Genomic DNA, 13,902 nt, shown 5'->3' on the forward strand with positions numbered 1-13,902 from the left:
CGTTTACGTAGTTCGAGTAATCGGCTTTTTCAGGAATACCCCGTATGAAATCGCTCCCATAACAAGCAAGGATGCTCCCAGTAAAAATACATTATTAAAGCTTCCGGTTGTATCCAAAATGTATCCGGTTGCAATTGGGGCTAGAGCAGCACCCAGAAAACCGCCAAAGTTTTGGATGGCTCCCAGGGATGCCACCTGCTCCCCCGGAGCAATATCAGCTGCCAATGTCCAAATAACGCCTGAAGGCAACTGGGAAGCAAAGTAACCGACAGAGAGAAGTACAATGCTGACAACTGTACTGTCTATAAAAGGAATCGGCGCTACAGATGCCGCCGCCAAAATGGCACCACCAACAATCGGTATCTTGCGTGAGGTCACAGGAGCAACCCCCTTGCGGATAAAATAGTCGGAAATAAAACCACCAAGCAGTACGCCAATAATGCCGGCAACAAAAGGAATGGATGCAATCCACCCGGTTTCTTTCAGTGTGAAGCCCTGTTCCTTCTCCAGATAGCTTGGCAACCAGGTCAGGTATACCCAGATGGTGAACATGATGCCGAAATTACCGATGATCATAAACCAAGTGCTGGAATTCTTGAAAAGAGAAGACCATTTGGCTGTTGGAGCCTGTGTTTCTGATTGTACCGCATTTGATTTGTCAGCCATATCGTTCTGGGTGATGGCCTGTTTCTCAGCAAAAGTCGGATCACGGTAGACTTTCAGCCAGATCAGCATAATAATCAATCCCATTGCGCCGACGAAGATAAACATGCCTCTCCAGGTCATGGTCAGCATAAGCACAGTCAGCAGGGGCGGAGCAATAGCATTGGCAATTTGCGAGCCCGTATTAATAATAGAGGTTGGAAGGCCTCTTTCACTTTTAGCGAACCATCTTTCGGTCACTTTAAGCCCTGATGTGAAGAATGGAGATTCCGATACACCAAGCAGCATACGCATGGCATACAACAGTGAATAGGTATTCACAAAAGCACTGATAATGGTTGCAACAGACCACAGTCCAGAAGCCCATGCGAACATTTTCTTCGGACCGAAGCGGTCAACAAGCCATCCTGCGGGAAGATTAGCCAAAGCATAAGGCCAGAGAAAGGCGGACAGCAGCAGACCCATCTGTGTAGAGGATAGTCCAAATTCCGCTGCGATGGTCGTATTCGCGATACTTAAATTCGATCGGTCCAGATAGTTGACGACGGCCCCAAGCAGAAGCAGCAAAATAATGCCCCAACGCAGACCTGCCTTTTTGGGTTTTCCTGTGGATGTTACATGGTTATTCCCGATTTTGTTCATGAAAGCTCACGCTCCTTGATCTAGGCTGTTTATTAAAAAGGCTGATGCCAAATTAAAAATATGTCATTCAAATCGAGATTGTATGCGTTTACATTTATACTAATCATTAAATTCATTTCGATGATTCCTTAGCTCTGCTGATATGGGCGATTCACAACGATGAGTTCGAAGCTTTCCGGGAAATTCGAAGGTCAGCTATTGATCGTTGTGATGCCGCATATCTTGCCTAATGTGATTTATACAGGCTTAGTCAATCGAGATACTTATATGGAACGTGCCGCCGCAACGGCCTCCAGAAATTCCTTGGCAGCCGCCGTAACTTTACTGTAATCTCCGTCTTTTTGCGCAGCCTTGGTGATATAGCTTCCTACGCCAGCTCCGATGCAGCCAGCTTGTAGCCATTCATGCACATTTTGCGGAGTGACTCCACCAGTAGGAGCGATGGGAGCTTGAGAAAATGGGGCGGTAACCGACTTTACATATTGTGGGCCTAACACTTCGGCCGGGAAAAGTTTAACAATGTCCGCCCCCGCTTCCAACGTCTCCAATACTTCCGTCGGAGTAAAAGCACCACTAATGGTCACGGCCTGATAACGGTTGGCCATTTTGATCATTTCGGGGTTGAGCTGCGGACTTACCAGAAGCTCTGCTCCCGCTAGAATAGCCGCTCTTGCTGTTTCTGCATCCAATATGGTTCCAGCGCCGACAAGAACGTCTTCTTCACGATACTTTTCTGCCAGTGTCTGAATGACATGAAGCGCATTCGGCACACTCATTGTGATCTCCAGCGCCTTAATACCGCCTTTGACGGCTGCTTCTGCTACAGCCAAAGCCTCTTGCTCGTTGTCCAAACGAATGATCAACACAATGCCTGTGTCCGCTATTTTCTTGAGATTATTGAACTTCTTCCACATCATCTTATCCTCCTAATCGTTATACAGCCTTTCACCACGGTATCCCAACTGGCTGGAGAGCTTGAGCGCTGTTTCCTTGACTAGCTTGACGATTATATTCTCGCGCTCTGGTGTCATGGTAGAGTACATACTCGCTACACTAATGGCTGCCACCGGCTGATTCCATTGGTCATATATCGCAGAACCGATGCAATACATTTCCAGATTGTCTTCCCGGTCATCAATGGAGTAGCCACGCGCCCGGATTTCCGCCATATCCTGCAAAATTTCTGGGAGCGTTGTCTTCGAGTATTGTGTTTTGGCCGGAATTTCTCCGTCTCCCAGAATAAACTGGATTTTTTCCGTTGGTAACGCTGCTAAAAGCGCTTTGCCGATCCCTGTGGTGTGTATGAATCTTCGTGAGCCTAGTTTCGCTGTAGGTCTCATAACAGAGTAATTTTCCGCCTTATCCAGATACACGATCTGCCCTTTATCCTCGACTCCCAGAAAAACAGTGCTGCCCGTCTGTCTGTTCAGCTCCTGCAACAGCGGTCTGGCCAGATGAGGGATGCCCATGTTGGATAAATAAGCTATACCTGTTTCAAAGGCGCCAATGCCCAAACGATAAGTTTTCAGGCGCGGATCATCCAGCTCAATAAAGTTTTTATAGAGTAATGTCTGCACCAGTTCGAAGGCGCTGCTTTTGGGCAGCCCCAACGTCTTGCAAATTTCGTTCAGTGTCAAAGGGGAACTGCTATTAGATAATAAGACCAGAAGATCGACAACCCTTTCGGCCGATTTATTCAGCTTGAAATTTTCCATTGCAATCTCCTTTATTCAATTTAGGTTCGCATATGTGAACCGTGTTCATTATTTCGAACTTCGGGTTTATTATAGTACAGCTTGACAAGAGAGATCAATAACCTTTTCAAAATATTTTATTTCTGTCGGAAAGGGATTGAATTTCTTATGAAAACGTTATAATCTAAATAAAAAATAAATTCAATATTACGAATCTGGTTCGCATATGCGAACAATATGGAGTTTGGTGTCACACCTAATCTATATCGTACGGATGTTGCTATGACGTCAATTGGAACCGTATACATTAATGGTTTTAAATCATGAAGATGTGCAGTGCTTCTGAAATACAGATTGCAGGGTATAAGGAGGAATTACGGATGCAACCTACTGCTATATTTTTAATCGGGGCTGCCAGTTCTGGTAAATCTACGATTGGTAAGCTCATTGCTACAGAATATCATTTTGCTTATTTGGATAAAGATATCATCTGCAACAAGTTCACGGGCTTGCTGTTGGAGTCCAAAGGATATTCGCCTCATGAGCGTGACGGTAACACTTTTTATAGCGATACTGTAATGCCTCTTGAATATCAGACTCTGCTGGATATAGCCAATGATAACCTTCAATTGGGCCAATCCGTCGTTTTGGATGCGCCGTTCCTCGGTTATTTTTCTAACAAAGATTACATTAGGGGACTAAAAGAAAAATACGACTGGCATCATGTCAGACTGCTTGTATTACAGGTGGACGTGGATTTTGATACATTAAAAGAGAGGATGAAGGCCCGTGGATTGGAACGGGACGAATGGAAATTTGCCCATTGGGATGCTTTTGTGGAAGGAATCCGGGCTAGAAGGTGTCTGTGGGAAGACATTGACATCCAGCATTTTGATAATAGCCCCGCTGAGGTAGACAAGAACAGACTGTACAGTACACTTCCCTTCCAAAAGACAACAACACCTTTGTAGTTCAGGTTTGGTGAAAACAAAAGAAGCGCCCTCGGAGTGAAAGTCATAGTGGGCTTCCTCCAAAGAGCGCTTTCTCCTTTTATACAGTTCCCCACGTCCGATCTCCTGCCAAATATTTTTCAGTCAAAATAGACAGCAGTTGAATGCCAACCTCATTGTGGCCTCCCTCAGGGAGGATCAGGTCCGCGTATTTCTTGGAGGGCTCAATAAATGCTTCGTGCATAGGCTTGACCGTACTCAAATAGTGATCGTGGATCGACTGAATGGTGCGGCCTCGCTCCTCAATATCCCGAAGTACCCGGCGAAGTATGCGCACATCCGGGTCGGTGTCGACAAATACCTTGATGTCGAGCAGTTGACGGAGCTTTTCGTCAGATAGTACGTGCAGTCCTTCCAGCATGACAATATGATTCGGCAGAAGCTCTACCGTCTCGTCTGTAGAACGCGCATGAACCGTGAAGTCATACACTGGCGCGTGGGTCGCTTGTCCTTCTTTCAGACAATGAAGATGCTCAATAAGCAATTCGTTGTCAAAGGCAAACGGATGATCATAATTGACCAAAGCACGATCATCATAACTCAGATGTGAATGGTCTTTATAGTAGTTATCCTGAGATATGAAAGTCACTTTGTTTGATCCCAGACGTTCAACGACAGCGCGTGCTACCGTTGATTTACCGGAACCCGTACCGCCGGCAATACCAATAATAAGCATGGCGTTTCACTTACCCTTCCCTGAATATATCCCGATACAACTCAAGTATTGTAGCACAACATGCACTTTTTTTCATCAATGCAGAGCATTGTATTTCTTCCATTTTCGTATCTTGGCTCTGAATGTTTTAAACGGTGCCACTGAGTTGATGTGAATCCATCTAGCCATGGGCCAGTCCGGATATCCTTTTGGTTCTCGACAACCTCCTTGTATTCACTATCTAACAGTAAGTAGGAGGCATGAATTGCTTCTTTTAACTCGGTTTTGGAAGTGTATTGGTAGCTGGGCATCTAATCACTCCTAAGATTCTTTTCATTATATCCACCTCTTTATATGTACCACTTTATACATGACAACCTTATGTCCTATTCAAAAATAGAAAAATAGCGATTTTTGTGATTTTATGAAAGAGCATTTGGTATATTCACGAAAAAGGATGCAAAATTAATAGAGAATTTAAACCAAAAGATAAGTAATTCGACATATTTTAATGTTGTTTTATAAGTATATAATTATTGGAGTATAGCACTCAGGGCCCTTGTTGATTTTGGAGATCATCTCCTTTTCGATGCGCTATATTTCATTTTAACATGCCAAGTGACACGAATGGTTCTATAGTGGTGTTTGTTTTTATCAATTTATATTGGAAAAAGGAGACTGTTACATGAAGTCGAGTTTGTTGAAAAAATGTGCAATTGTAATGTTGAGCAGTACGATGGTTCTGTCTTTATCTTTACCTTTGCTCGATCAAATATCCGCAGATGGGAACTTGCAAGTAAACGATACTTTTGAACAAGGAGAGGCTCAAGGCTGGGTAGCTCAATCAGGAGACTGGTCGGTAGCCAAGAACGATAATGGCTCTACATACAAACAATCCAGTCAAAAAGAAAGCCATTCTCTAAAAGGAAACACATCATGGACGAATTATAGCGTTCAAGCAGATGTATATGTAGATGATTTTAATGGCTCCAATCGGGTATATGTTGCAGGCAGATACACAGATTCCAACAACTTTTATGCTGCATCTTTGTACAACAAGAAGGGTGGAGCACTTGAAATTCGCAAAAAGGTAAACGGTTCTATGAAGACACTGGCTACCAATAACAAATACAAACTGGACACCAATACCTGGTACAGAGTGAAGATGGAGCTGTCCGGTTCGGAAATTAAGATGTATGTCAATGATGAACTGGAGCTGACTGCAACAGATTCCAGCCTTGCTTCTGGAGCCATTGGTTTGGTAACCTCCAAGGCGGTTGCCCAGTTCGATAATGTTATCGTATCCGGCGCTTCAACTGAAGCAGATCCAGGTACAACACCTGTGAATCCAACACCAGGCACAGATAAACCAACTCCTGGGGTAGATAAAAACGCAACCTCAAATATTAACTATAATCTGGCCGGTTTCTCCTACGGTAATACAGGTGGCGGGGAAATTAAGGAAACCGATGCCAATTACAAAAAGGTTTACAACGCTGTAGATCTCAACGAGGCACTTAAAAAAGGTACTAAAGTCAAAGTTATTGAGATCATGAATGATCTCGACCTCGGCTGGAATGAACTCCCTAGTGCTGCCAAGGTAATGCCTTTTAGTGCCAACAACCCTGTGCTGACAAATCCCGTTCTGAAGAAAACAGGTGTGAGCAAAATCTATATAGAAAACTTGAATGGAATCACGATTTTCTCGGCAAATGGTGCTAAAATCAAACATGCTGGCTTTGTGATCAAAAGAAGCTCTAATTTGATTTTCCGTAACCTCGAATTTGACGAGCTTTGGGAGTGGGATGAAGCAACCAAAGGGAACTATGACAAGAATGACTGGGATTATATCACGATTGAAGGCCAAAGCTCCAAAGTATGGATTGACCATTGTACATTCAACAAAGCATATGATGGTTTGGTGGATGTGAAAAAAGGTAGCAACGGTGTTACCATTTCTTGGTCCTTGTTCAAAGGAGATGACCGCAGCTCCAATAGCTGGGTGACCCAACAAATTAACGCTATGGAAGCAGACAAAGCTTCCTACCCGATGTACGCTTACTTGAGAAGCAGTGCAGTTGGCATGAGTAAAGAAGATATCATTGATATCGCAGCAGGACAAAAGAAAGCACATCTGATCGGTGCTACTGAAATGGCTGCCGACAATGCAGATTTGGCAGTAACATTGCACCATAACTACTACAAGGATATTCAAGACCGTATGCCGCGTTTGCGTGCTGGTAATGCTCATGCCTATAACATCGTTATGGACGATGCTGGATTGGCTAGAGCCAAGAACAGAATTACTTCCGACATGGCTAAAGCAATCGCTGCTAAAGGATACCATTTTGACGTCGTAGGTAATGGCGCGATTTCAACTGAAAATGGCGCGGTATTGCTTGAAAAATCATATTTAATTGATGTATTTTCTCCAGTTCGTAATAATCAAAAAGACCCTAAAAAAGATGACTACACAGGTAAAATCAAAGCAGAAGACGTTATCTTCTCTGACAACGGAAAGGTATTCAGGGGGGGCAGCGAAGATGCGAATAGCCCGTTAGCCCCTTATCCTGCGAAGGCCAAGAGCTTCTCCTGGAATGGATTCACAACGTTGCCATACAGCTACACAGCCGAAAATCCTGAAAACCTGGTTGCTCAATTGACAGCCAAGGATGGAGCAGGTGCAGGCAAGCTGAACTGGTCGAATGAAAACTGGCTTAAAACAGTATACAAGGCAGTCGCTTCAAAGGGTACACAAACGGTGGAAGATTCCGAATAAGTATATTGGAATAATAGCATTGGAATAAGAAGCAGCCAGGACAGATATACTCTGTTCCTAGCTGCTTCTTTTCGTACACATTTTCAGGATGCGTTCGGCAAGCTCTTAACCGATAACAACATACGAGGACACACCGGCGGGTACTGATCTGACCCGGAACAATGTTCCATCGTCTCTAAAGGTGCGCAAAATATAAGGTTGTTTCGTGGGTGTGCGTACCTTATCGAATCGGACAGTGCCGAAACTGTCAAAATTGGCAGCTTGCACAAAGCTTCCGTCTGTACGCCGGAGGACTGCAAAAAATCCCGTTGTAATAAAAGGTACTCCATCATTACGAGCCCAGATGACCGTAAACCGGCTAAAGGTTTGCGTAGGACTCACATTACGATATCTCGTAGCAGGAACCTTTCTGCCCGTAGACTTCAAGGTTTGAGGAGGACGAATGGCCACTACCTATCAACTCCTTTGTTGTGATGTGATAGTAGATGCACACAAAGGAGTTTCGGACCGTGCGATAAACTACTTCTTCCAAAATAGGTTTATAGACTTCATCATGCCCAATCGCGTCGTAGCGTAAAGAGTTCTTTCAACGCATCCGTCGACAGCTCGGTAATCCAGCCCTCGGTGCTGGAAATGATCTGGTCACTAAGCTGCTGCTTGCTCTCCAGCATTTCGTCAATGCGTTCCTCCAGCGTGCCCAGCGAGATGAACTTGTGCACCTGAACATCTTTCGTTTGTCCCATCCGGTAGGCACGGTCCGTGGCCTGATTTTCCACAGCCGGATTCCACCAGCGGTCGAAGTGAAAGACGTGGTTGGCGGCTGTCAGATTCAGACCCACACCCCCGGCTTTGAGTGACAAAATAAATACGGATGGCTGCTCGTCAGGTGGCAATGTGTGAGATTGGAACTGGTCAATCATTCGGTCACGGGCGGTTTTGGACGTGCTACCGTTGAGGTAGAGCACCGGCTCTTGCAGTTCTTGAGCGAGCACCTGCTGGAGCATACGTCCCATGCCAATATACTGTGTGAAAATAAGGCAGCGCTCGCCTTCCTCCCGCAGCTCCTTGACCATGGCCAAAATACGCTCCAGCTTGGATGAACGGCTGATAACTGCTTCGAAATCGGGCTGACTATAGCCGGAAGCCGTGGCATCCGGGGCCGCCTCCTTGGTTAAGAGCGCAGGATGGTCACAAAGCTGCTTCAACTGGGTCAGGGCAGATAATATAGCACCTTTTCGCTCAATCCCCTCCAGCTTCTGCATCCGTTCCATCAGTTCTTTGACAATTTGGTCATAGAGCGCACCTTGCTCGGAGGTGAGGTGAATGTACGTTTTCATCTCATTTTTCTCGGGCAAATCAAGCTGTATAGCCGGGTCCTTCTTCTTTCGTCGCAGCATGAAGGGCTGAACCAGCTTTTGCAAATCTATCGTTCGCTGCTCGTTATGATCTTTCTCGATAGCATTGATGAACCGATTGCTGAAGGAGCGTGCGCTGCCCAGATAACCGGGATTGATAAAATCATAAATCGACCATAGCTCGGACAGCCGATTTTCAATAGGCGTCCCGGTCAGCGCTATGCGATGCCGGGCAGGGAAGCTGCGAACAGCAGTAGATTGCTTGGTCTGCGCATTTTTAATGTTTTGCGCTTCATCCAGGCAAACCGAGTCCCAGGTTATGCTTTGCAGCAGCTCTTGATCCAGGGTTGCGGTTGCAAAGGAAGTCAGTATAACATCGGCCTGCTCGACTTCTTCGCGGAACAAGTCTCCCTGATCCCGCTTGCTTCCATAGTGGAGCATGACCTTCAATGAAGGGGCGAATCGGCTAAGTTCCTTTTGCCAGTTGCCCAGTACCGAAGTCGGACAGATCAGCAGTGAACTGGAGCGGACGCCCGTCTCTGCGGAGATATCCTGTAGATGCAGCAGATAGGCAATGAACTGCACCGTTTTGCCAAGCCCCATATCATCGGCCAGGCAGGCGCCCAGTCCAAAGCGCCGTAAAAAGGCAAGCCACGCGTATCCGTCCCGCTGATACGTTCGCAGTTCGGCTTGTAGTCCGCCCGGCACGTCCAGTGCCGGCCATTCGGACTGCCGCCCGAGTTGGCTGATCAGCTTCAGCAGATGCCCGTTCAGCTCGACCTCCAGCCGGAAGCGTGCCGCATCCTCCGGCTGTTCTCCCGTAGCGTCGCTCTCCGCCTCATCAGCGTTGCCGAGCAGATGCAGTTGCAGGATGTCCTGAAAGGACAATCCCTGAGTGCTGTCGATCCCGGCCATGGCCCGACGGATTTGCGCCAGCAGCGCGGGATCGAGTGCGATCCATTGCCCGCGGAAGCGCACCAGCCGCTCGTTGCGGGCCACCAGCTCGGCGAACTCGGACTCGCTCAGATCGGCATCGCCAATGGCAACACGCCAGTCGAACTGGACAATCGAGTCCAGTCCGAACAGCGAGCTGCCCTTCGCGCGCTCGCCCCCGCCTTCGCCCGGGCGAACCTTGGCCCGCAGCTTCGGCTTCTTGCGGGTGGCTGCTTCCCACCAAGCGGGCAGCAGCACCTGCCAACCGCCCTCCAGCAAGCGATGGCTGTCGGTTGTCAGGAATTGCCACGCTGCCTCGTCGGAGAGCGGGCGATCCAGCACGTCATCGCGGCTTCCGTTACGCTGCCCGGCGGGCAAAATCGCGGTCAAGCGCTCCAGCCACCCGGCTGAGCGCTCACCTACATGGGCCGTCCACGCATCGGGCCACGGACCGGACGCATGTCCATCATCGGCAAGCTGTACAGGCACCAGCAGCGCCGGGTCCTGCTTGTCCTGCAACACAAGCTTGAGCTGCCAGGACGACTCGTCGTCCTCTGGCTCTGGCTCCAGCAGTTGCAGGAGCGGGCGGAAGGGCGCGGTATCGGCCTTCCAGCCGATAGCGATAAGCCATGACCGCGCATCCAGACCTGCCGCGGCCGAGCGGTTTTGGGCGAAGAGAATTGGATATTCTCTTCGCAAATCGGCGGCTTCCGCTTCGGTGCCGTACCAGCGTTGAAACACGGCGGCCGAGAACGCCGCAGCCAGCCCTTCGCGCTCGTTCTTTTCCAGGCTGTCAAGCAGAGCAAGCTCTGCCGCTTCGGTGCTTTCCAGCGTTTTCCTCGATTCTAACGTCGTTAACGCCTCTCGTGTTTCAGCCGCCTCCAGTACTTCCGCATCCCAAATCCATTGCAGCTTCCCAGCCTGAAATGCTGTGAAGCTGGGCGCGTAGGCTTTCGCTTCAATACAGTGCGCAAGTACAGGGATCAGCCGAAGCCACGGGGCGTTGTCCTCGTCCCAGATCCATTCGATATGCTCCAGCCATCGGCGCTCTGCCAGAAAAGGAATCACCTGCTCTGAGGGCAGGAGGATTATATCCGTGTCCTGAATGTGTTGAATTTCCAGTTCGGTGCCATAGAAGGAAGCTTCGTGCCAGGCAAACAATCGCTGCTTCAACATTTGACCGGAAATGCTGTAGTTCATGGAGGAATCGCCATAAATCAGCGCATCTCCATAGGTAGTTAACTGGATGTGTACCGTAATCGTCTCCGTATATTGGCTCATGATAACAATTTCCCTTTCCGCAATTCCTCCTGTAGCGCCCGCAGGCGGCTATGGCGGCTGGTGAAGGTTGCGAAGAACAGCTCCCAGCGCGGCTCTTGCTTCATTTTTTTGTATAGCTTGAACAGCCGCTTCAACAGCTTGACCGCTGCTTTATAGCTGGATCTGTTTTTTTCCAGCACATATCGTTCCACCGCCTGATGGTAAAAGGGCAGCAGCAACTCCGGCGCATTCTTTTCAATGGGCTGCAACACGCTCACCCGAAAATCCAAAGGCTCTCTGCGCATACTTAGCTGATAGTCGATCCATAGCCGCCATTTGTCGTGGGCAAGCAGTGCTTCTTCATACATCCTTCCGGCAAAAGGAAGCATTCCGACCAGTGTGTCCCACATTTCCTGTTCCGCTTCTGGAAGGTGCTGCAAAACCATATCCCAATCATTCATATAATCGTGCAAATGATCGTCCCGATGGCTGTGGAGCAAGGGACCGATATGCCGTAGTCCGTCCTTGAGGCGTGACCATTCCTCAGCTTCACGTAAGGCATGTAAGAACAAAAGCAGTTGGCTGGAAGAGATCTTTAGCGGAAAAGCCTTTTCGGCCTCCTCAAGCAGTGACCAGGCTCGATCATCCTGCGACTGGTAAAAATACATCCAGCTTTGGGCCAGCATCCAGGGAAGCCGGGCCAAAGCTGTGCCAAGCTCATCCTCAGCCGCCCGTAAATGCTGTAATTCCTCCGCATATATGCTGGAAGTGGAATCTTTCTGCTGGGGACGCATCCAGTTTAGCCAAAATCGGTAGTACGCGTCTGAAAAATAAGTGCCGTTACGCGATTCTGCCAGCATTTTTCGGCGTAAATAGGCCAAAGTTTCTGCCATGCGTGCTTCTTGCATCGGTTCATTGGTTAGGGCAGGTGTTAGGACGAGCTGGCTCTCAAAATCACGCTCGATCGCTTCTTTAAGCTCATCAGCGGCGATTTGCGTGTAGTATCCCATATAGGAATGGGCGGGATAGCCTGGCATAGGTGACTGAGGCACCAGCTTTTCCAGCACACGCAGATGAGCGTGCAATTCATACAACTGTTCCATGCCGGGTGAAAGCGGCGGCTTCACAGCATATATTGAGGCCAGCGCGCTTTGGGCATATTGGGAATTTTGCGTATTCATGTGGATAAGGGAGATGCACTGATCGAACAGGTCATGCCATTCCGAGACAGGCATATCCGCTATGCGGCTTGCTGTTTTGCTGAGCGTGTTCCTGGCAGCCTGCTTGCGATCCGGTGAAGGAGTGGACCGGGAAGCAGGCGCGGTGGTGCGCACGTCAGATTTGGCAGCCAGCCGGGTGAAGCCCGTTGAATGGGCGTTCACCAACGCATGTACGGAACGCTCCTGCACATTCGCATAATTCAGCAGTACGGCGATCATATGCTTGCAGTTCTTATGAACCGGACATGTACATCGGCTGGCAGCAAAAGCGCTCAAGTGGAGATCCACCTCGTAAAGCTCGCTTCCATCTACGACTGCCGCGATATGGTCGGCGTCAGGCATTGTATATTCTTTTACCTTTCCTTGCTTGAAATATTGAAAGCCGCGTTTAATCGTCACGTCATTAAAATGGTCAGCTACGTTTTGGATAAGCTGCTGCCACTGTATATCATCCATTAGATAGGTTGGTTTCATATGCATTAGTCTCCTAAGAGAGAATAGTCAATCTGATGACAGCTTAACTCTTCCATTATATCAGTTCATGACCGTAAATTGAGGTGGAGGGAGCAGATGGAAAGTTTTCATACGGGCGAATCCAATATATTTTATTTAAGTTTGACAAAAAATAATATAAATTTTGATATATGCTATAGCATATAAAAGGAGGGGTGAAATGGCTAAGTTACTTCTGGCGTTTGAACGCGAATTGCTGATTGTGGAAAAACACGAGTATGACTGGAAAGTATCTACTTTTTTTAAAGGAGCTAATCCGATATCACTTGCCGTCGATCCCCATCAACATCTACTGCGCCACCTTTGATCGCGGACTGTGGACAACATTGGATGGTGGACACTCCTGGGAAGCCATCGATGGCGGTTATCATTTTCAGATGCTGAATAATTTTTCCGGTTTTAATTTGCTCGAATCCTGGTTTTTCCCTCAGCGCCCGCATACTCATCAAAGGTCACTTTTTTGCTTTTAGTAATCAGGGGGTTTATCGTTCGATCGATCACGGCCTGACATGGAGTATCCTAAATGGATTTATACCATTTGACTGGATTTCTTGTTCACCGTACCGATGTGAAAATGACTAATTATTTTATGAAAACCTTAAAACCTTATATCATTACACCGGACCAGCTGGTTGCCATTGCCAGAGATCCGTTTGTAAAAGCCATTCCATCCCTCGTACTATTCGTACTCAATATTGTTGTTGTTTATTATCATTTCATATCTATGTAATTCGCTATGAGAAAATATAAAGCGCCGGGAAAACAATATATCCCCGGCGCTTTGGCTTTTAGATTTCCATTATAGCATTCATATTTTTAGCACCCCAGACCACGATGGACTCAATCAAGGGCACCAGTTCTTTTCCTGCATCAGTAAGCGAATATTCGACGCGTGGTGGTACTTCCATATATTGCTCGCGGTGAATAATACCATATTCTACGAGTTCTTTTAAACAATTCGTCAGTGTTGCGGCTGTAATGCCTTTTAACAGGCGTTTCAGCTCATTATAGCGGATACACTCATGCTCTGCCAGAATTGCCAGAATAGGCAGATTCCATTTGCCACTAATCACATTAAAGGCGAATGTAGCGGGGCACATTTTTTTCAATTCCAGCGAATAACTCATGTATATTCCTCCATTACTATCTTTTTTAATACTTAGTCAAAAAAATAATCG

11 protein-coding genes and 1 pseudogene are annotated in these 13,902 nt (G+C 47.4%); 4 read left to right on the top strand and 8 right to left on the bottom strand.

Annotation, left to right across the window (positions count from 1 at the left end; genetic code table 11):
- Window positions 1-3 precede the first annotated feature (3 nt).
- From NST83_RS01440 to NST83_RS01450, 3 genes are all read right to left on the bottom strand, one after another.
- On the bottom strand, window positions 4-1,305 hold the full coding sequence (locus NST83_RS01440; RefSeq protein WP_342416308.1) for an MFS transporter: 1,302 nt from the start codon (window positions 1,303-1,305) through the stop codon (window positions 4-6).
- 263 nt (window positions 1,306-1,568) lie between these two features.
- Complete coding sequence (locus NST83_RS01445; RefSeq protein WP_252361628.1) at window positions 1,569-2,222, bottom strand: bifunctional 2-keto-4-hydroxyglutarate aldolase/2-keto-3-deoxy-6-phosphogluconate aldolase; 654 nt, start codon at window positions 2,220-2,222, stop codon at window positions 1,569-1,571.
- 9 nt (window positions 2,223-2,231) lie between these two features.
- Window positions 2,232-3,020, bottom strand: coding sequence for an IclR family transcriptional regulator (locus NST83_RS01450; protein ID WP_137061246.1), 789 nt, complete (start codon window positions 3,018-3,020; stop codon window positions 2,232-2,234).
- Window positions 3,021-3,379: 359 nt separating this feature from the next.
- Between NST83_RS01450 and NST83_RS01455 the strand changes: the two genes are divergently transcribed.
- Window positions 3,380-3,970, top strand: a complete 591-nt coding sequence (locus NST83_RS01455) for an AAA family ATPase (protein WP_342416309.1) — start codon at window positions 3,380-3,382, stop codon at window positions 3,968-3,970.
- A 79-nt stretch (window positions 3,971-4,049) separates the two neighbouring features.
- On the opposite strand, the gene udk is transcribed toward NST83_RS01455, so the two are convergent.
- Window positions 4,050-4,685 (bottom strand): uridine kinase, encoded by a 636-nt coding sequence (udk, locus tag NST83_RS01460; RefSeq protein WP_044644986.1) that lies wholly within the window; start codon window positions 4,683-4,685, stop codon window positions 4,050-4,052.
- Window positions 4,686-5,349: 664 nt separating this feature from the next.
- Here udk and NST83_RS01465 point away from each other — a divergent pair.
- On the top strand, window positions 5,350-7,443 hold the full coding sequence (locus tag NST83_RS01465) for a family 16 glycoside hydrolase (protein ID WP_342416310.1): 2,094 nt from the start codon (window positions 5,350-5,352) through the stop codon (window positions 7,441-7,443).
- Between the two features lie 105 nt (window positions 7,444-7,548).
- On the opposite strand, the gene NST83_RS01470 is transcribed toward NST83_RS01465, so the two are convergent.
- The 3 genes from NST83_RS01470 to NST83_RS01480 form a co-directional block, all read right to left on the bottom strand.
- A complete protein-coding gene (locus tag NST83_RS01470) occupies window positions 7,549-7,893 on the bottom strand; it encodes a hypothetical protein (protein WP_137061250.1) in 345 nt (114 codons plus the stop codon).
- 101 nt (window positions 7,894-7,994) lie between these two features.
- Window positions 7,995-11,012: a DEAD/DEAH box helicase gene (locus NST83_RS01475; RefSeq protein WP_342416311.1), complete on the bottom strand. Its 3,018-nt coding sequence runs from the start codon at window positions 11,010-11,012 to the stop codon at window positions 7,995-7,997.
- Window positions 11,009-12,685, bottom strand: coding sequence for an SWIM zinc finger family protein (locus NST83_RS01480; protein ID WP_342416312.1), 1,677 nt, complete (start codon window positions 12,683-12,685; stop codon window positions 11,009-11,011). The genes NST83_RS01475 and NST83_RS01480 overlap by 4 nt, the downstream gene beginning before the upstream one ends.
- 199 nt (window positions 12,686-12,884) lie before the next feature.
- Between NST83_RS01480 and NST83_RS01485 the strand changes: the two genes are divergently transcribed.
- A complete protein-coding gene (locus tag NST83_RS01485) occupies window positions 12,885-13,031 on the top strand; it encodes a hypothetical protein (RefSeq protein ID WP_342416313.1) in 147 nt (48 codons plus the stop codon).
- Between the two features lie 216 nt (window positions 13,032-13,247).
- Window positions 13,248-13,352: pseudogene (locus tag NST83_RS01490) on the top strand (MarR family transcriptional regulator); the annotation flags it as partial.
- A 160-nt stretch (window positions 13,353-13,512) separates the two neighbouring features.
- Here NST83_RS01490 and NST83_RS01495 read toward each other — a convergent pair.
- Window positions 13,513-13,851 (bottom strand): helix-turn-helix domain-containing protein, encoded by a 339-nt coding sequence (locus NST83_RS01495; protein WP_342416314.1) that lies wholly within the window; start codon window positions 13,849-13,851, stop codon window positions 13,513-13,515.
- Between the last annotated feature and the right edge of the window lie 51 nt (window positions 13,852-13,902).

The organism is Paenibacillus sp. FSL R10-2782 (genome assembly GCF_038592985.1).
GTDB classification, from domain to species: Bacteria; Bacillota; Bacilli; order Paenibacillales; family Paenibacillaceae; genus Paenibacillus; species Paenibacillus terrae_C.

Coding starts and splice junctions, on each gene's coding strand:
- NST83_RS01475 (WP_342416311.1), bottom strand. CDS start 11,012: ATGAGCCAATATACGGAGACGATTACGGTACACATCCAGTTAACTACC.
- NST83_RS01495 (WP_342416314.1), bottom strand. CDS start 13,851: ATGAGTTATTCGCTGGAATTGAAAAAAATGTGCCCCGCTACATTCGCC.
- NST83_RS01445 (WP_252361628.1), bottom strand. CDS start 2,222: ATGATGTGGAAGAAGTTCAATAATCTCAAGAAAATAGCGGACACAGGC.
- NST83_RS01455 (WP_342416309.1), top strand. CDS start 3,380: ATGCAACCTACTGCTATATTTTTAATCGGGGCTGCCAGTTCTGGTAAA.
- NST83_RS01440 (WP_342416308.1), bottom strand. CDS start 1,305: ATGAACAAAATCGGGAATAACCATGTAACATCCACAGGAAAACCCAAA.
- NST83_RS01485 (WP_342416313.1), top strand. CDS start 12,885: ATGGCTAAGTTACTTCTGGCGTTTGAACGCGAATTGCTGATTGTGGAA.
- NST83_RS01450 (WP_137061246.1), bottom strand. CDS start 3,020: ATGGAAAATTTCAAGCTGAATAAATCGGCCGAAAGGGTTGTCGATCTT.
- NST83_RS01480 (WP_342416312.1), bottom strand. CDS start 12,685: ATGAAACCAACCTATCTAATGGATGATATACAGTGGCAGCAGCTTATC.
- udk (WP_044644986.1), bottom strand. CDS start 4,685: ATGCTTATTATTGGTATTGCCGGCGGTACGGGTTCCGGTAAATCAACG.
- NST83_RS01465 (WP_342416310.1), top strand. CDS start 5,350: ATGAAGTCGAGTTTGTTGAAAAAATGTGCAATTGTAATGTTGAGCAGT.